Here is an 18,079-nt window from a genome sequence, read left to right as displayed (position 1 = left end):
GCCTCCAATATTATGATCATTATCCAGCATCTGAACCTTGTTGGGTTCACATATGATTTTGAGTAATTCAGTTGTAAATAAACGGGATCAGGGCATGGTGTCCTAGCCTTTATATATACAGGTGAATTATGAAACCATATATTACGCACAACAATATACTTGTGACAGATTCAACGCTGGATTATTTCAAGAGGATTATTTTCAGTATTCCTTATAATGGTGTGCCAAGTCTGCGGCGTCCCTTTTATCGTAATATAGCAGTATTCCTTCAGCATGTTATTTGTGTCGCTACCTGTAGTCGTAAGAACAAGAAGAAAGCAAAGATTAAGGCGAATAAAAAATGGTCTTATTCTGTGCCAGTACCATTTGAGCTGGGTAGAGAGAAATTTCCCGGAGTATTTAAGAAAAGCGGGCCGACCAATGAGCGTGCAATCGAGGCATTGGCAAGCGCGGGAATCATTAAACTAACCGGTTATTCCAATGTTCAGCACTCATGCCGGGAATATGCTGTTTCTCAACGTGTTCTGCGTAAGTTGTTTGGCAACGACCGCGAGGCATACCTTAGCCGTCAGGATCGCTACCATTATCTGACTGACATTTTCACCAAGCGTAAAAGCTACTCATTTGATGATCTGATTGGAGTTGCGATCGACCGTGGGCAGAATGCTAAACATCAGCAGTCTAAACGCGATATCCCCAACGCTGCTTTCAGGGAACGGGTTGTGAGTGTCTGGAACAACCTTGAGCCGCTTGAAATCAATCTGGATGCACTGTTGGATTTCTATAACGAGTATCCCACCAAGAAGAACAAAATATTCATTTTCAACTTCCTGTCGAGACTGGCTGAAACAGGGGGGGATTTGGTGAAGGAGTCACCGTTAACGGTTTCTTACAGACAATCTTATAAAACCGCGTACATTGGCGGGAGATCCTTTGAGGTTGGCACAGGCTTCCAGACTCTACCGTCTAAAATGAAGTGGGCGTGTCTGGCACGTGGTGTGAACTATGACATCAAGGGATGCCAGCTTGAGATACTGCGACATGAGCTGTTGAGTATTGGCATTTCGGCCACGTCGCTGGAGGTGCTGGAAACTCAATATATCTGCCGGGTATTGCGTATTGCTGAAGAACTGGTGAAACAATTCAGGTTTTCCAGCGTATTCAACGCCGGGTTCGTTACGCTATCGCTTAAATCCAGTACCCGACGCTTGTTGAATCATGAGCTAGGTAAGGTAGAAGCAAAGCGAGTACTGAAACGCTGGAAGCACCTTCTGAAACCCCTGAGGCGAGATCTGGCTTTACTGCTGGATCATTACGAAAGCACAGCATTGACCAATCGTTACGGTAAATGCGTTACCAACGCGGTAGGGCAATCTTTCAACATTACCTACAAAGATGTGGCAGCGCGTAAACGCAGGAAGTCAGATGTGATGCGCCGAAAGCTGTTGTCGCACATATTACAGGGTCTGGAAAGCCGGGCTGTCTACGATTACGTAGCCAGCCATAAGGGCGTTTGCGGACTGGAGCACGATGGGTTTGTTTCATATGAAGAGGTCACTGACTGGTCCCATCCATATCTTTTGATTGAGAAAAAGCATTGAAGCAAGTTAAACATTATCTAAATCTGAGAGCTCATAGACAGGGCTGTTGCTCGGTTAAATTATTGTATCTTTTCATTATGTTATAGTGTAGTCTCATTTAAAGTGAGCGCAACTATGTCCTGAGTTAATTGAAAATATGAAGCAAGAAACGATCGTTCAAAAAATTTGGAGTCTCTGCAACATACTAAGAGGTGATGGTATCACCTATTATCAGTATGTTTCTGAACTAAGTTATTTGCTTTTTCTGAAGATTGCTCAAGAGAATGGTTCAGAAAAGCTGATACCTCAAGGCTACCGCTGGGCTGATCTTGAATCCCATCCAGAAGCAGGATTATTAGGGTTTTATCAAGAGATGCTCACCCACTTGGGTGCGCATGTTAAAAATGAAGTCATAAGAGAGATTTACGCATTCCCTACAACCGTTTTCTCCCATTCTGAAAATTTAAAAGCTGTTGTAGATGGTATTTCGAAAATAGAGTGGCACCAAGTAGGAAAAGATGGATTTGGCGACCTCTATAGTGGTTTAATTGATAAAAGTGCTCAGGATACTCGTTCTGGAGCAGGGCAGTATTTCACTCCACGTTCTTTAGTCAATACTATAGTGAGATTAATACAGCCAGAGTGTGGCGAATTAATTCAAGACCCAGCGACTGGAAGTGGCGGCTTCTTAATTTCTGCTGACAGCTATATTCGGAATAAATATTCACGAGAAACTTACAGGTCTAATCCTCCTAAATATCAAGGAGTGGAAATAGAGAAAAATACTCGTCGAATTTGCTTAATGAATACTTTTTTACATAATTTAGACGCAAACATTATTTATGGCGATGCTCTGACTGATGACGTAACCGAGTTGGACAAAGCCGATATAATTGTAGCCAACCCTCCCTTTGGCAATAAGGCTGGGGGGCAACGTCCTTTGCGTAACGATATTCCATTCCCCAATACAAATAAGCAGCTCGCTTTTTTGCAGCATATTTATTTGGGGCTTAGAGCTGGCGGTCGGGCTGCTGTAGTGTTGCCAGATAACGTATTGTTTGAATCCGGTGTCGGTACTGATGTACGCCGCGACTTAATGAATAAGTGCAATTTGCATACAATTTTGCGCCTGCCCACCGGTATCTTTTACGCTCAAAGCGTTAAAACTAATGTCTTGTTCTTTACCAAAGGCTCCGCCAAAGACAAATCTCAGCAGGAGAACTGTACTAAAAACGTCTGGGTATACGACCTACGTACCAATATGCCCAGCTTTGGTAAACGCACACCCTTTGGTAATTCTGACATTGGCTTTGCACCAGAAGACTTTGGCACAGACCCACACCTTGGTGCATTTGAGAGAGTGTTTGGCGACAGCCCCGATGGAACCAGCAAGCGTACAGAAGGTGAATATAGCTTTGGCGCGCAAGAGATTGAAGTAGATAAAGATGCCATAGAAGAAAATAAGGATATTGATGAACAGCTCGCACATTCTCGCTGGCGCTGCTTTAACCGTGAGTGGATTGCTAGTACTAAAGGTGACTCACTGGATATCTCATGGCTGAAAGATAAAGACAGCGTCGATGCGGTTGATTTGCTAGAGCCTGGTGTATTAGCAATGGAAGCAAAAGAGGAATTGCAAGCCGCCTTGAGTGAGCTGGATGGATTATTAGCAGTATTGGAGGGAACGAATTGATGAGCGAAGTTCATTTACCACAAGGATGGTGTACTTCCAAAATCTCCGACATTTCCATAAAAGGCGAACAACGGAAGCCTTCAGGAGCAGAAGCATTTATTTATGTTGATATCGGGAGCATCAATAGAGATTTGAAATGCATCGAATCTCCCCAAAGGCTAATTGGAAAAGATGCTCCAAGCCGAGCCAGAAAAGTTATCAGTACAGGAGATGTCCTTGTATCTCTGACAAGACCTAACCTCAATGCCGTCGCACTGGTACCCAGTGAACTAGACAATCAGATATCGTCGACAGGCTTTGAAGTTATTAAACCGCTATTGGTTGATAGCCGTTATATTTTTTCATTAACTCGCTCAAAAAACTTTATTGACTCTATTAGCGGCGCTGTACAAGGTGCTTTATATCCAGCAGCAAAATCTTCGGATGTGCAGGCTTATACATTCCCGCTGCCTCCTCTTGCAGAACAGAAAGCTATCGCCGATAAACTCGACATCATGCTGACGCAGGTAGAAGCTACCAAAGTTCGTCTCAAACGAATCCCCGAAATACTAAAAGCTTTCCGCCAATCTGTGCTAGCCGCGGCTGTAAGCGGCAAGTTAACAGAGGAGTGGCGAGTCACCAATGCTAAAGTATTTGGTGAGATTAAACCTCTGGCATTTGCAGGGAAAGTAATTGCGGGACAATCACCTAGCAAATCAGAAGTTAATTCTGAAGGTAAAGGTGAGCCATATGTAACTGGCCCAGAACAGTGGGATGGTAGAAAAATATTGCATCACAAATGGACTGAGCATCCGAAGCGAATGGCTCCAGAAAGGTCAATATTTGTGACCGTTAAAGGTGCCGGAGTTGGCACTACATTTCCAGGTTGCTATGCTGCAATTGGGCGAGATGTATATGCATTCGTACCTAATGAAAATATGAACTACACCTATATTCTTTTTGCCATTCAGGCATCAGCAAAAGATGTTGTTTTAAAAGCAAAAGGGCTGATTCCTGGCTTAACTAAAAGCGATATAGTTGACCACGAAGTGTATTTGCCTTCAATCAATGAACAAACTGAAATTGTCCATCGTGTTGAAGAACTCTTCGCCTATTCCGATTCCATCGAGCAAAAAACTAATTCCGCATTGGCACGGGTGAATAACCTTACTCAATCAATTTTAGCCAAAGCTTTTCGTGGTGAGCTTACTACTGATTGGCGAGCAATTCACCCAGATTTAATCAGTGGTGAAAATAGCGCTGAAGCTTTACTTAAAAAAATAAAAATTGAACGAGAGACAATAAAAAAACAGCCGCGTTCTCGTATAGTCAAGAAAAAAAAGGAGAGTTCTACTAATATGGCGAATAAACTTATTAGTGTGCTTGAAGAAACCGGAGATTGGATAGCTGCACAAGAAGCTTTTCGTCTGTGTGGAGTGGCAGATGGAACACCGACTGAGCGAATAGAAGAACTATACTCTGAATTGCGTGATTTAGACAAAGCTGGTCGCTTGAAAATTGATCCCGTGACTGATGAGCAAGGTCGTAAGCTTTATGACCGCTTGAAATTGGTAGGAGTCTAAATATGCGTCTGGACAAACTAACAATTGGAAGTCTTAAAGATAGCCCATCGCATCAGTTTAAAAATCTGAAGAATGTTACTATCGATTTTGCTCAAGGACGTTGGGTGACAGTAGTAATTGGTTGGAATGGCACAGGCAAGTCTAATGTTCTAGAGGCTTTAGCTATTATATTTCGTGACTTAATTGCTAAGAAACGCACTCCAGAATTTGCCTTTCAACTTTCCTACTGCATGGGAGCGGGTAATGACAAGCAAAGAATACGCATTGATGCCGACCCTGACCGTAAGAAAGACGCATTTTTAATTTACGTTACTAACCTAAAAGAAAATGAATCAAATAATAATATCCTTGACGCTCAAGATCTTGACGTTGATGATACAAAACTATCTGAAAAACCGATAAAACTGACTGCGTTCCTTAACTCTGATACACAGTATCTGCCTCATTATGTATTCAGCTATTACTCTGGCGAAAGCTCACGAATGCATGAAGTATTTCGTCCTTATCTAGAAAGTTATGATAGTAAACTGCGTAACGGTGTAGACCCTGGGCTAAAACGCCTATTCTATGCGATGCCAGTACATAGCCAGTTTGTCTTACTAGCCTTTATGATCCAACAATCAGACGATGTACGTGAATTACTTGAAAAAGACATGGGCATTGATCCAGATGAGGGTATTGAATCAGTCCTCTTTGTTCTAAAGCAGCCAGGATGGAGTAAAAGAAGAGGAAATAAAAAAAATAACTCGGACGGAGATGATAGATTTTGGGGTTCAAAAGGTGTCGTTCAAACCTTTTTAGATCGTCTGCAAAATATAGCTATGGCACCGATTAAAGTAAAACGAGACAAGCAAATTACTCTTTGGAATAAGGAATCTACTGAGTTTCAATATCTTTTTATTAAGGATATACAAGCTCTCCGAAGTCTTGTTGATAATCAGTCCCCTGCACAATTTTTCCGTGACTTAGAAAGTACTTATGTTTCTGAGTTAATTGAAGAAGTTCGTATTCGTGTACGCTTAAAGAAAAATGATGGAAGTGTAACTTTTCGTGAGTTAAGTGAAGGAGAGCAACAGTTACTCACCGTATTAGGTTTGCTACGTTTCACTGCCGAAGAAGAAAGTCTTTTTTTGCTTGATGAGCCAGATACACATCTAAATCCTCGTTGGAGTGTGGATTATATCTCTTATCTAAAGAAATTTATCATAGATGGTGCTCAACAAACAGAAACCAGTCATATCCTAATGACAACGCATAATCCACTTGCCATTGCCGAATTAGAGCGCGAACAGGTACAGATTTTATGTATGTCAAAACAAGAGGATCGCCGTCAAATTGTCGCATGCTATCCAGAAATAGCACCTCGAGGAATGGGATATGCTGCGATCGTAACGAGTGACATGTTTGGTATCGCTTCTACATTAGATCAGCCAACCCAGCTTCTACTCGAAGAGCAGAGAGCTTTTGCTGCCAAAGAAACGTTAACTTTAGATGAGCAACACGAATTAGATTCAATTAATGCCAAGCTTGACAGGCTTGGATTTAGATTTTTCCATCCAGATGATGAATATTCACGTTATCTACGATTAAGAAATTCACTTTTGGTTGATCGATTTAATACTGAACTACCTCAAGAATTAGCAAAGCAAGTGGTTGAAATGCCTCGTGCAGAGCGTGAGGAATTAGCTAAGCACTTAATTGCAGAGCTCCTATCGAAACATCCAAATAAGGATGAAGGAGAAAACTCTTGAGATATGTAAGTCGGCTAAAATTATCTATGCCTACAGGTTGGTTACAGCGAGCTCAAAGAGCTACACAAGCGGTTGCCTCTGGGGCAGCCCCTAATGATTACGACCATATTTGGCGTGAATTAAAAGATGGATTAGCAGAATTACTGCACGACAAGTGTTGGTACTGTGAGTCTCCCATAACCCGTTCTGATAATGCGGTAGATCATTTTCGTCCTAAAAATTGTGTTAGTGATGCAATAAATCAACATGATGGCTATAAATGGTTAGCTTTCGATCGATTTAATTTTCGCTATGCTTGTACTTACTGTAATAGCAGGCGCTTAGGTGTTAATACAGCAGGAGGAAAAGCAGATCGTTTTCCTCTAATCGATGAAACTTCACGTGTATATAGCGAAGGTCCCACAGATCAAGAATATCCAATGCTCTTAGATCCTTGTGAACTTACAGATTGGAAATTACTGGGTTGTCATCAGGAAAATGGGCAGCCTTGTGCAACTAGTACAGATCCTATATCCAAACAGCGTGCAGAAGTTTCTATAGAAGTTTACCATTTGAACTATGAGCCTACTTGTAAGCATAGACATACTGTTGCAGTTCAACTTATGGCTGATCTTGATGAAGCTAAACGACTTTTTGAGCTGTCTACCCATGATCAGAGTAGACGAAGTGATTTCATAAGAGTAGCTGAACGTTTACGACGAGCAATAGACCGAGACGCTCCATTTAGTGGTGATATGCATTTTCTCATGCGTGGGCAACGCAGTGCTGCGCACTCATGGATACAAGATCTATTAGAGGCATAATCTGATAATTTTGGTATAATGTTTGAGTGATGTTTTCAGCCCAGATTCCGTTTTTCAGGAGTGATTATGAGCAACAACAAAAAAACGCAGGCAGCCTACGCTAAGCCGTCTCGTGCTGACATCGTTCGCTCGGTAGCAACGTCTACGGCTGTTGAAACAGGGCAGTCCTCCGCGAAGATCGAAGCTTCACTTGAAGCCACGCGCAAAAAATTTGCTCATTTGCGTCTTGCGGTTTAACCCCTTCTTAATGCCTCACTGACCCAGTGTTTCATCGGCTCGTAGTCCATTGATACACCTGCATGGATAGCCGAGATATACTGGGTTTTGTTTCGCTCCCAGCTTTGATAATCCAGCGGTTTGTATCCTCCCTGAACGGCCATCACGTCGGCTAGCAGTCGCGACAGGAGTCCGTTTCCCTCTCTGAATGGATGGATAAGTATCAGCTCGATATGGGTGATGGCGATGGCGGTGATGAGTTGTTCTTCGTCCATACCGCTACACGGCGTGTATTGAGCCAGATACTTGTTGTCGAATTCGCTCAGCAGTTTTGGTAATTGTGCTGAAGGGGCAAACATAAAGCCGCCTTTGCTGATATTGACCGCTCTTTCTTGTCCAGCCCACTCGTAGATGTTACCTAACCAGCGGCGATGCCAGCTTTTTAGCATGGCTACGCTGAGCTGTCCTTCCGGGAACTGTTCTTCAAAAACAGACTGGTAGAGTTGTTCTAACAGGACAAGTTCCGCTTCATCCATCTCATCGGAAGCAGCGATACCCAGTTTATTAGCCAAAACTTGTTCGCCAGAGTCTTTCTCATACTGGCCTTCACTGCTGGATACATGGTATCGGCTCATGGCGATGCCCTGTGTTATTAGAGGGATGGGAAAACAACGGGAGTATAACGCTGGATGAGTACAGCAAACAATATTTTTAAAATCAGATAGTTACAAAAGCGTAGGTTAAAATGTAGTTTTTATTCTATGTTGGAAAATAATCGTTAATAATCAGTATTAACACACCAATGCATCATGGGGGTGTGAGCGTCGAGATTGTCGATTTTACTCATGGGGTGTAATCCAGGTCCCTGGTTAAAAGTGGAAAGCGAACTTTTTCATTTTCGTTTTTGTCGCAGTGGGTGGCTATGATAACGGAGATAGGTATTTCAGGGAAAGCGGTGAAGACGAAAGTGGGAGAGTTGTTCCACCAGGATGTTCGAGATTCGGCGGCAGGCTGAACCGGGCAATTCAGCCTGCCGCCGGAGCGGTGTTAACCGAACCTTGGCAGCAGGTTAAAGGTGCTGCCGAACCAGCACAGAATGACCATCACGCCAAACAGAATCACCACCGCGGGAATCGCTTTGCCGCCCCAGACGGTGAACATTTTGTCCGGGAAGCGCTCGCGCGATTTTAGCGCCAGGAATGCCGGTACGATGACAGCCCAGATGGTTGCGCAGAGCCCCGCGCCGCCGATGGCGTAGATAAACCCGTTAGGGAAAATCAGGTACAGGGCAGCGGGCGGTAAAAAGGTGAGTAGCAGCGTCTTAAATCGCCCGGACGGCGAATTATCCATTTTGAACAAATCCGCCAGATAGTCGAATAGCCCCAGCGTCACGCCAAAGAAAGAGCTCGCAACCGCCAGGTTGGAGAAGATCAGCAGGAAAAATTCAATAATGCCGTGCTGATTGGTACCTAAAAATGACTTCACCAGCGAGTCGACGTTGCCGCCTGAGGCGATGATCTCTTTAAAGTTGCTGCGATGGATATTGCCCATCGTGCAGTACAGCCAGAACAGATAAATGACCAGGGCCAGCAGCGAACCAAAGACGATGCTTTTAATCAACTTATCTTTGCGTTTGCCGTAGCAGATAATCAGGCTGGGAATATTGCCATGGAAACCGAACGAGGCCAGGCAAACCGGCACGGCCATCAGAATATAGGGGAGGTAGGTTTTATTGGCTTCCGGTGCGGCGAGATCGCGCAGGATCGTGTAGTCAACCTGGAAGAAAAACGATCCAAATACCACGATAAAGGCGATGATCTTGATACCAAGAAATAAAGAGGTAATACGGCTGGCAGCCAGCGAACTGACCCACAGAATACACGCGACAAACACCGCGCTGCCGATACCGACGATTCGCGGATTAACGTGCGTTCCGGAATTGATCGCGATAGTTTCGCTGATAATGGCGCCGTTTGCCGAAATATAGGCATAGGTGAGAATATACAGTACGAATGCGACGGTGATTCCGCTTATTATATTCCACTTCGCGCCAATTAAATCTTTGGTAATGGTATTAAAACTGGAACCCACCGGATAGTTCAGATTGGCTTCCAGTAATAATAGCCCGGAGTGCAGCATGGAAAACCAGGCGATAATAAGAATAAACGCGCCCCAAAAAAACCAGGCACCGGCAAGGTCAACCGGTAAAGCAAACATCCCGCCACCGATCACGGTGCCGGCAATCACCATAATTCCCCAGAATGAGGAATGTTTTGTATTTGAATCTTCTTCCATGGCTTTCCCTTATTGATAACGGCGAATGCGTTGTTGTTGTCAGGAATATCGTAATGCCAGGCATGAATAAGCCAGTGGCTATATCCGGGATATAACCACTGGCGCTTAGGTTAATTACACTTCAGTCAGTTTGGCGGTAAAGTGGCGCAGCACTTTAGGCTCGTAGGTAAAGGTTAATCCTTTAATATTGTGGGCATTCTCTTTGACATGTTCGAAGGCCTCAATAATAAAGTCCATATGCGTTTGGGTGTAGGTCGCGCGCGGAATGGTTAAGCGCAGCAACTCTGCCGGACACGGCAGCTGCTTGCCAGTTTTCGGGTCGCGGCCCAGCAGGAATGAACCAATCTCTACCGCACGGATCCCCGCGACTTTATACAGCTCGCAGGCCAGCGCCTGAGCCGGGAACTGGTCAGCCGGAATATGCGGCAGCAGCTTACCGGCATCGACAAACGCTGCGTGTCCGCCAGCCTGCTGACAGGTCACTCCAATGGCTTCCAGCCCGTCGACCAGATACTGAATCTGGGTGATGCGGTAGGCTAACCAGTCCTGATTCATCCCGTCGTACAGGCCCACGGCCAGACGCTCCATCGCGCCGCCTTCCAGCCCGCCATAGGTTGGGAAGCCTTCCTGCACGACGCAGAGGGTACGGCATTCGGTGTACACGTCGAAGAAGCTGTCGTCCTTGATGCACAGCAGGCCGCCCATGGGCACCATGGCATCTTTTTTCGCCGACATCGCGAGCATATCCGCGTACTTATAGGTTTCGCGGGTAATTTCTTCGATACTCCAGTCCTGATAGCCCGGTTCGCGTTGCTGAATAAAGTAAGCGTTTTCCGCAAAGCGCGCCGAATCCATCACCACCGGAATATCGTATTTCTTCGCAATGGCGTACATCGCCTTCAGGTTCGCCAGCGAAACCGGTTGGCCGCCCGCCGAGTTACAGGTAATGGTTGCGACAATATACGGCACGTTATTCGGACCAACGGTTTCAATGCCGTGCTCTAAACCCTGCAGGTCGAAATCACCTTTAAAGTCGTTACGCGCGGTGGTGTCGAACGCCTCTTTAATATAAACGTTGCGCACGGTACAGCCGTTAATCTGGCTATGACCCTGGGTGGTGTCGAAGAAATAGTTGGAGAACGCCACCATTTTGCTGCGGTCGAGGCCTTTTTCCTGCTCGCGTTTTTTGATCAGCACCGGAATATAAATTTGCTCGGCGCCGCGCCCCTGGTGCGTCGGAATAGTGTGCTGATAGCCAAAAATATCTTTTACAGCATTGCACAGCGCATAGTAGCTACGGCTGCCGCTATAGGCTTCATCGCCACGCAGCATCGCCGCCTGCATATTTTGCGTGACCGCGCCGGTGCCGCTGTCGGTGAGCAGGTCAATAAACACGTCTTCGCTGTCGAGCAGGAAGGGGTTCATCCCGGCCTGAATAATGGCGTTTTCGCGGTGTTCGCGGGTGGTGCGTTTTACAGGCTCAATGACGCGAATACGGAACGGTTCTGGCAGATGTTTAAAGTTATTCATGGTGTCATCCTTAAATCTTTATTTTTAGCGCGCGGCTCCCCGCTGGTTATTCATGAAATATGAAAAACCACTTTTTGGCGCAATACGAATACCATCTCTGCTCTCGGTATATTACGGCATCAATCTACACGGCTCGTTAAAAAGGCGTGCAGCGTCGCTGTAATAAAACAGAAAGGCATAGATTTTTATTGGATATCAGAAATAGCGGTTACACCACTATTTACAATGATACAGGCGTGGAGTCGTTCGAGGAGTTAAGGACGGTGATTGACGATGACGTTGTCAATATTAAACCACTTCGAAATTTTATACGTTCTATTCAGGATGTTCATAATGTATGTTCTCCATCAGACACGCCCATACATTATGATAATTTATTTTTTTGTCTATTAACTGTGCATTCAATTGTGAATCTGGTCACGATTGATTATATCTACGCGCTAAAGCAGGGTTATGTTTCCTGAGCTTAATAAATGACAGAATAATCACCTACGCAATCATCCTGTCGCAAGGCCCCATCGCTAGGGGGCCAGATAGACCTGCGGTACCGCCGCGTCAGGGTGTTGGTTCATGCTGATATCGGCACCGTACCAGCGGTGAATCACTGACTGCTGAATCACCTCCTGTGGCGTGCCCTGGGCGACCAGCTTGCCCTGATGCAACAACAGAATAGTGTCGGCCCACAGGGCGGCGAGGTTGAGATCGTGCAGCACAATGCACACGTGCAGCTCGCCGCGGTGGGTCAGCTTCTTCAGCAGTCGCAGCAGGTGCTGTTGATAGAACAGGTCCAGCGCCGAGGTCGGTTCGTCAAGAAACAGCCAGCCCTGCGGACCATCGTCGCGCCACAGTTGCGCCAGACTGCGCGCCAGCTGCACGCGCTGCTGTTCGCCGCCGGAGAGCGACGGATAGAGACGGCCCGCCAGATGGGTACAGCCGGTTTCGGCCATCACCCGCTGGATAAGCGTCGGGTCCACTTCCGCTCCCCACGGCGCGCGCCCCATGGCGATCACCGTTTCCACCGGCCAACTGGCGTTCAGCTGCGTGCGTTGCAGCATCACCGCCCGGCGTCGGGAGAGGGCGGAGGCGGACCACTCGGCAAGCGGTTTGCCTTCAATGTTCTGCTCGCCGCTGTCGGCGTTGAGAAAGCCGGTAAGCAGCCGCAGCAGGGTCGATTTTCCCGCGCCGTTGGGGCCAATCAGCGCGGTGACTTCGCCGCGCCGCAGCTCCAGCGATATGTCATCAATCACCTGACGTTTGCCCAGACGCAGCGACAGCGCGCGGGCAGAATAGTGTTTATCCATGGGGAGATCTCTCCTGACGGAAAATAAGCCACAGGAACCACGGCGCGCCGAGCAGGCTGGTCAGCAGCCCGACGGGCATTTCGGCCGGCGCGGCAATCGTGCGGGCGAGCGTGTCGGCAATCAACAGCAGAATGGCACCCGCGAGCAGCGAGCCGGGGATCAGCCCGCGGTGATCCGGCCCGAGCCACATGCGCATCAGATGCGGGACGACCAGACCGATAAAGCCGATCACCCCACTTATCGCCACCGATGCCGCCACCAGCACCGCGCTACACAGCAATAGCACGCGCTGCAGCACCCGGACGTTCACGCCGAGATAGTGTGCCTCTTCATCGCCCAGTTGAAGCAGATTGAGACGCGCGGCCATCCACCACATCACCAGCGATGATGGGATAATCAGCGTGGCAGAGACCAGTAGCGTCGGCCACTCCGCCTGCCCCAGGCTGCCCATCCCCCACAGCGACAGCTGGCGTAGCTGCGCATCGTTGCTGATCCACGACAGCATCCCCACCAGCGCGCCACACAGGGCGTTAATCGCAATACCGACCAGCAGCAGGCGCGAGAGCGAACCGTCCCCAGCCTTACTGAGCACAAAAATTACCGCCATCACCGCCAGGCTGCCGATAAACGCCGCCAGCATCGGCGCGTACAGCGCCACCAGCACCGGTACGGAAATCGGCAGTACCAGCCAGAATGCTACTGCCAGCGCCGCGCCGCTGCTGATACCGAGCAGCCCAGGGTCGGCCAGCGGATTGCGGAACAGCCCCTGCATTACGCAGCCGGAGAGCGCCAGCGCGCTACCCACCAGCAGCGCCAGCAGCACGCGCGGTAAGCGGATAATGAGCCAGATATGGCGCAGTACCTCATCGCCCGACGGCCAGATACTCGCCAGCGGCAGGCGCATCGCGCCGAGCGTGGTGGCAAACAGCGTCAGGGCCACGAGCAGCAGCACCATCAGCCACAGCGGGCGTGAGGCGGTCGCGTTCATCAGTGCGTCTGCTCCGCTTTCTGACGCAGCGCCATCAGCGCCTGCGGCGTGCGCGGGCCAAAGCCGAGCAGCGCCATATCGTCAATCACCAACACCTGCTTATTGCGCCCGGCGGGCGTTTGCGCCAGACCTGGCAGCTTCCACAGCGAGGCTTCACCGCCCATGCCTTTCAGGCCGTCGGCGGAGATCACCACCAGATCCGGCTCACTGGCAATAACCCCTTCCTGCGACATGGTGCGATAGTGGTCAAAGCCCTGCATCGCGTTTTGCAAACCGGCGAGCCTAATCGCGCCGTCCGCCGCCGTCTGCTGTCCGGCCACCAGCGCCCCGGAGCCGCCGTGGCTGAGGATAAACAGCACGCGCTTGTTCAGCGGGCGCGCCGGGATTTTCGCCATATCGTCATGCAGCGTTTTACGCAGCGCCTCGCCCTGTGTCTGCTTGCCCAGCGCGTCGGCAATCACCTGGACTTTGTTGTCCATCGCCGCCGCATCGTAGCCGCCCGGCACATTCACCACCTTCACCTTGCTGCCTTCCACCTTTTGCAGCGCCAGCGACGGCTGCGCCTGGCTGCTGGCCAGCACCAGCGTCGGGCGCAGGGAGAGAATACCTTCCGCATTGAGCTGGCGCAGGTAGCCAACGTCCGGCAGCGATTGTGACGCCGCCGGCCAGGTGCTGGTGCTGTCGCGCGCCACCAGCTGCGACTGGGCATCCAGCGCATAGACGATTTCCGTCACGTCGCCGCCGAGGGTAATAATGCGCTCGGCGGCGTTAGCCAACAGCGGCAGCGCCGCCAGCAGAATCAGCAGCCGTTTCATACGGTCTGGCCTTCCGCCGTCAGGCTGTCGACCTGAGTGCGCCATTGTTGCTGCTCCGGATGGCCTTCGCTACGCTGCCCGTACAGCTGGGCAATCTGGGTGCCGTCTTTGGCAAATAGCTCTACGCTGGTGACGTGACCGTCAACGGTCGGCTTACGCGTCACCCACACTTCGTCGATGGTCTCTTCGCGCAGGTGCAGGGTGAAGGCGCTATTGAAAATGTTGATCCAGCCGCGCATCGGCGTCAGCTTCTCCAGCACGCCGGTGAAGATTTGCACGCAGCCGCGGTTGCCAACGAAAATCATAAATTCATTGCCGTCCTGTTGCAGGGCCTGCAGCAGGCGCGGCAGGGCATCTGTATTGATGCGACAGGCCAGGTCGTCGTTGACCAGGCGGAAAGCCTGCTGGCGCGAGAGGTTGTATTTGCGCAGCAGCGCGAAGAACTGGTGGACGTCGGTCATTGCGCGCCACTCTTTTTCCAGCGCCACGCCGTCGGCCGTGTCGGCATAGCGCGCGTTTTCCACCGGACGAAGCGCCAGCGGCGCTGGCGTTGATTGGGTCTGTTCGGTAATCAGCGCCTGCCAGGCCGCGCTGTCCGTGTTGTCAGTGGTATAGACCTTCAGCACCGCGTCGCCGTGCGGGTCAAAGAACTGAATGCTCTCGCGCCCTCCATCGTTAACGTGAAACGCGCTGGCCCACTGGCTCAGGAACAGGCGCAGGTCGAGGGCGCGCGGGTTGAGTATCAGGCCCGCGTGGCCGTCGAGGTGCTGGTGGGTGAACGCGCCAACCTGCTCATGCACCGCGTACTCATTGCGGCAGATGCATTTGGTTTCACCGACCTTTTCCAGCGAAGCGAGGATCGCGCGCGCATTATCCTGCAGTCGCACGGCGTCGTGGCCAACGCGTGTTGCGGTCAGTTCCGCTTCGCTCACCCCCATTACGGCGGCGATATCGCGAGCGTATTTGGCGGTGCCTCTGGCTTTGACGTCCTGATAGCGCTGCCACAGTTCAGTTGATGCGTTTTGCATAACTCTCTTCCTTATCATTACCCCGGCCAGCGGCCGGAGGCAGGTTTTGTTGATGTTGTTATCAGAAATCGACGTTGACGCCCAGCTGCCAGGTACGGCCCGGCATCACCGCCAGCGACTTATCGTTGGCGTCCTGATTGGTGGACGTTTCAATGTTGCGGCTGCTCAGGTAGTCCCAGTATTTACGGTCGGTCAGGTTATACACGCCGCCGTTGATACGGACGTTCTTCGCGACGCGCCAGTAGGCCGTCCAGTCGAGCATGCCGTAGCCCGGTACGCGCATGTATTCGCTGGTGGAATCGGTAATCGCGCTGCCGGTGTTGGTGTAGCTCTCACGGTTGGTGGCAGTGGCGCGTTTGCCTTTTACGAAGGTGGCGGTCAGCGCGGTACCGTACACTTTCGACGGATCGTCCCACGCCACGCCGACGATCGCTTTCATCGGCGCAACGCTATCGAGGTCGACGTATTTGTCGCCGTAGTAGCTGGATTTTGACTTCCCTTCGCTGTAGCCGTAGGCCAGCGTTGCGCTAAGGCCGTCAACCTGCTCAAACCAGGTGCCAAAGTTGAACTTCGCGCTGATCTCACCGCCGTAGATATAGGCTTTATCACGGTTTTCCGCCTGATAAATGGTGTAGATGTTCGACGGTACGTTGGCGAACTGGGTTGGGTTGTTGGAACGGGTGTAGCGGGTATAGGCGATAAAGTCTTTATAGCTGTTGTAGAACAACGCGGTACGCATGGTGATCCCTTCGGTCACTTCGCCTTTCATACCCCACTCGACGTTGTCGCTGGTTTCGGTTTTCAGATCGGTATTGCCGATCAGCGCGTACTGACCGCGGCCCGCGTAGCTGGATCCGAGGTTCCATGAGCCGTACAGCTGGCTGGTGTTCGGGAACTCCGCGCCGCGTTTGTACTGCAGGTAGGTCATCATGCGCGGCGTAATGTCGTACTGGAAGGTCAGCGATGGCAGCGCCTGGGTGTCCGAGTTTTTCCCGTACAGGGTCGACACCGAGGATTCGGTCAGTACCGTGCTGTTGGTGGTCAGGCTGGAAAGATTCTCCGGCTTCGTAGACTGATGCACCACGCGAACGCCCGGGATCACCGCAAAGTTATGCCCGTCGAGATCGAAGTTGATCTGATCCTGCAGGAAGCCGCCGATCGTGTACTCGCGGCTGTCCGCTTCCGGCTGCATGATCTCGCTGTAAACGCTTGGGATAGGCGACTGGCTGAACGGACGCTGGGTTTTGGTGGTGCTGGCGTTAAAGCCCGCGCTCAGGTCATGGCGGCCGAGGGTTTTGGCCAGCGCGGTCTGCATACCCCAGGTGTCGGTGTCATAGTTGGAGTACACCGTTTGCATCTTGCTGGTGAAGCTGTCCGGCATATAGGTCCGGTCGTGCGCTTCGGTATGCTGGTAGTAAACCCTGGTCGATGCGCTGTCGATGAAGTCGTTCATCGGCGTCCAGTCATCTTTGAGGCTCAGACCCCAGCGGCGAGTCTGGCTGGTCTGCTGCGCGTCGCCGATGGTTTTGCTACCGCTGTCGTTCCACACATCGTAGTGGGTGTGGTTGGTTTTATGGTAGTAGTCGAGGGTGCTGGTCAGTTTGTGCTGATCGTTAGGTTGCCAGATCCCAGAGGCCATAAACGCGTCGGAGTGCCAGTTCGCCGGGAACGCGTCCACGCTCGAACTGTTGGTGGTGGTCTCCTGGCCATCGCGGCGGCTGTAGACAAAAATGCCGCGCAGCGTTTCGTCGCCGCCCGCTGCCGTCAGACCATTGTGCCAGCTGCGGTCCGCGGAGTCGTAATCGCTGCGGTAGCTAAAAGCGCTGGTTTTGCCCGGATGCAGATAGTCGTCCGCCGATTTCGGCTGGAAGGAGACGTTGCCGCCGATGGAGGTATTGGCGGTCTCGGTGTCGGTCGCCCCAGATTGAATATCCACGCTGCCGTACATGTACGGGTCGATATAGTCGCGGCCAATGCCGAAGGTGTTAAGCCCGGCGCGGCTGACGTAGCTGCGGCCGGTGGCGTTCGGCTGCGCAATGCCGTCGACATCGATGCCGACGCGGTTGCTCTCAAGGCCACGAATGTTGTAGCCGGTGTAGCCGCCGCGGTCGAAGCCGCTTTTGCCGTTGCCGGATCCGCCGCTGGCACCGGTCGCACCGATCAGCGGTTCATAACGCATAATGGAACCAAAATCGTTGGCCCCTTTGTCCTGAAGCTCCTGCGCGCTTATCGCGTGCTGACTGCCCGGTTTAAGTACCGGTGCGGGGGCGGTGACGGTCATCTGTTCCGCGCTGTCGACGGCGGTTTTGTCCTGTGTTTCAGCCGCGCCCGCGGAAGTCTGATAGATTGCTGCGAGCAAAGAGGTCACCAGTAGGCTTTTCTTGCACCACGCCTCTGATTGAATGGATTTGTACATAGTTGCCATGCCTTCATCGTTATTAGTATTGGCTCACGCGTAACTTCCAGAATCTGCTTTTCCTTAAGCATTTTGACGCCCTCCAATTTTATGCAATGCGA

14 protein-coding genes are annotated in these 18,079 nt (G+C 50.4%); 6 read left to right on the top strand and 8 right to left on the bottom strand.

All coding sequences use genetic code 11. From position 1 onward, the window contains the following. The first annotated feature begins 128 nt into the window (after positions 1-128). The 6 genes from K7B04_RS24480 (at position 129) to K7B04_RS24455 (ending at position 7,626) form a co-directional block, all read left to right on the top strand. The gene (locus K7B04_RS24480) at positions 129-1,601 is read left to right on the top strand and encodes a hypothetical protein (RefSeq protein ID WP_223803240.1); all 1,473 of its coding nucleotides are present in this window, start codon (positions 129-131) and stop codon (positions 1,599-1,601) included. 136 nt (positions 1,602-1,737) lie between these two features. Further along, positions 1,738-3,273 carry an N-6 DNA methylase gene (locus K7B04_RS24475; protein ID WP_223803239.1) on the top strand — a complete coding sequence of 512 codons (1,536 nt, stop codon included), beginning with the start codon at positions 1,738-1,740 and terminating at the stop codon, positions 3,271-3,273. Continuing rightward, complete coding sequence (locus tag K7B04_RS24470; protein WP_223803238.1) at positions 3,273-4,835, top strand: restriction endonuclease subunit S; 1,563 nt, start codon at positions 3,273-3,275, stop codon at positions 4,833-4,835. Before K7B04_RS24475 ends, K7B04_RS24470 begins: the two co-directional genes overlap by 1 nt. A 2-nt stretch (positions 4,836-4,837) precedes the next feature. After that, positions 4,838-6,586 carry an AAA family ATPase gene (locus K7B04_RS24465; RefSeq protein WP_193401947.1) on the top strand — a complete coding sequence of 583 codons (1,749 nt, stop codon included), beginning with the start codon at positions 4,838-4,840 and terminating at the stop codon, positions 6,584-6,586. After that, positions 6,583-7,389 (top strand): hypothetical protein, encoded by an 807-nt coding sequence (locus K7B04_RS24460; protein ID WP_223803237.1) that lies wholly within the window; start codon positions 6,583-6,585, stop codon positions 7,387-7,389. Before K7B04_RS24465 ends, K7B04_RS24460 begins: the two co-directional genes overlap by 4 nt. Positions 7,390-7,455: 66 nt before the next feature. Continuing rightward, the gene (locus K7B04_RS24455; RefSeq protein WP_168733709.1) at positions 7,456-7,626 is read left to right on the top strand and encodes a hypothetical protein; all 171 of its coding nucleotides are present in this window, start codon (positions 7,456-7,458) and stop codon (positions 7,624-7,626) included. Here the strand turns inward: K7B04_RS24455 and K7B04_RS24450 are convergent. From K7B04_RS24450 to K7B04_RS24410, 8 genes are all read right to left on the bottom strand, one after another. Further along, positions 7,623-8,240 (bottom strand): Fic family protein, encoded by a 618-nt coding sequence (locus tag K7B04_RS24450; RefSeq protein WP_223803236.1) that lies wholly within the window; start codon positions 8,238-8,240, stop codon positions 7,623-7,625. The genes K7B04_RS24455 and K7B04_RS24450 overlap by 4 nt on opposite strands. 412 nt (positions 8,241-8,652) lie before the next feature. Next, a complete protein-coding gene (tnaB, locus tag K7B04_RS24445; RefSeq protein WP_167575146.1) occupies positions 8,653-9,900 on the bottom strand; it encodes a low affinity tryptophan permease TnaB in 1,248 nt (415 codons plus the stop codon). Between the two features lie 114 nt (positions 9,901-10,014). After that, positions 10,015-11,430 (bottom strand): tryptophanase, encoded by a 1,416-nt coding sequence (gene tnaA, locus K7B04_RS24440; protein WP_223803235.1) that lies wholly within the window; start codon positions 11,428-11,430, stop codon positions 10,015-10,017. Between the two features lie 521 nt (positions 11,431-11,951). Beyond that, positions 11,952-12,731, bottom strand: coding sequence for a heme ABC transporter ATP-binding protein (locus K7B04_RS24430; RefSeq protein ID WP_223803234.1), 780 nt, complete (start codon positions 12,729-12,731; stop codon positions 11,952-11,954). Then, a complete protein-coding gene (locus K7B04_RS24425) occupies positions 12,724-13,719 on the bottom strand; it encodes an iron ABC transporter permease (RefSeq protein ID WP_223803233.1) in 996 nt (331 codons plus the stop codon). Before K7B04_RS24425 ends, K7B04_RS24430 begins: the two co-directional genes overlap by 8 nt. After that, entirely contained in the window at positions 13,719-14,534 is an 816-nt protein-coding gene (locus K7B04_RS24420) for a hemin ABC transporter substrate-binding protein (RefSeq protein WP_223803232.1), read from the bottom strand. The genes K7B04_RS24425 and K7B04_RS24420 overlap by 1 nt, the downstream gene beginning before the upstream one ends. After that, entirely contained in the window at positions 14,531-15,562 is a 1,032-nt protein-coding gene (locus K7B04_RS24415) for a ChuX/HutX family heme-like substrate-binding protein (RefSeq protein WP_223803231.1), read from the bottom strand. Before K7B04_RS24415 ends, K7B04_RS24420 begins: the two co-directional genes overlap by 4 nt. 61 nt (positions 15,563-15,623) lie before the next feature. Continuing rightward, a complete protein-coding gene (locus K7B04_RS24410) occupies positions 15,624-17,978 on the bottom strand; it encodes a TonB-dependent receptor (RefSeq protein WP_223804220.1) in 2,355 nt (784 codons plus the stop codon). Between the last annotated feature and the right edge of the window lie 101 nt (positions 17,979-18,079).

It is taken from the genome of Kluyvera sp. CRP, from assembly GCF_019930565.1.
In the GTDB taxonomy this organism is placed as follows: Bacteria; Pseudomonadota; Gammaproteobacteria; order Enterobacterales; family Enterobacteriaceae; genus Kluyvera; species Kluyvera georgiana_A.
Note: the sequence above shows the minus strand (reverse complement) of the source record. Positions and strands in the feature narration are given on the sequence as shown.

What these genes read in the sequence shown, in the direction of transcription:
- K7B04_RS24480 (WP_223803240.1), top strand. Translation starts at nt 129, where the DNA reads ATGAAACCATATATTACGCACAACAATATACTTGTGACAGATTCAACG.
- K7B04_RS24475 (WP_223803239.1), top strand. Translation starts at nt 1,738, where the DNA reads ATGAAGCAAGAAACGATCGTTCAAAAAATTTGGAGTCTCTGCAACATA.
- K7B04_RS24470 (WP_223803238.1), top strand. Translation starts at nt 3,273, where the DNA reads ATGAGCGAAGTTCATTTACCACAAGGATGGTGTACTTCCAAAATCTCC.
- K7B04_RS24465 (WP_193401947.1), top strand. Translation starts at nt 4,838, where the DNA reads ATGCGTCTGGACAAACTAACAATTGGAAGTCTTAAAGATAGCCCATCG.
- K7B04_RS24455 (WP_168733709.1), top strand. Translation starts at nt 7,456, where the DNA reads ATGAGCAACAACAAAAAAACGCAGGCAGCCTACGCTAAGCCGTCTCGT.
- K7B04_RS24450 (WP_223803236.1), bottom strand. Translation starts at nt 8,240, where the DNA reads ATGAGCCGATACCATGTATCCAGCAGTGAAGGCCAGTATGAGAAAGAC.
- tnaB (WP_167575146.1), bottom strand. Translation starts at nt 9,900, where the DNA reads ATGGAAGAAGATTCAAATACAAAACATTCCTCATTCTGGGGAATTATG.
- tnaA (WP_223803235.1), bottom strand. Translation starts at nt 11,430, where the DNA reads ATGAATAACTTTAAACATCTGCCAGAACCGTTCCGTATTCGCGTCATT.
- K7B04_RS24430 (WP_223803234.1), bottom strand. Translation starts at nt 12,731, where the DNA reads ATGGATAAACACTATTCTGCCCGCGCGCTGTCGCTGCGTCTGGGCAAA.
- K7B04_RS24425 (WP_223803233.1), bottom strand. Translation starts at nt 13,719, where the DNA reads ATGAACGCGACCGCCTCACGCCCGCTGTGGCTGATGGTGCTGCTGCTC.
- K7B04_RS24420 (WP_223803232.1), bottom strand. Translation starts at nt 14,534, where the DNA reads ATGAAACGGCTGCTGATTCTGCTGGCGGCGCTGCCGCTGTTGGCTAAC.
- K7B04_RS24415 (WP_223803231.1), bottom strand. Translation starts at nt 15,562, where the DNA reads ATGCAAAACGCATCAACTGAACTGTGGCAGCGCTATCAGGACGTCAAA.
- K7B04_RS24410 (WP_223804220.1), bottom strand. Translation starts at nt 17,978, where the DNA reads ATGTACAAATCCATTCAATCAGAGGCGTGGTGCAAGAAAAGCCTACTG.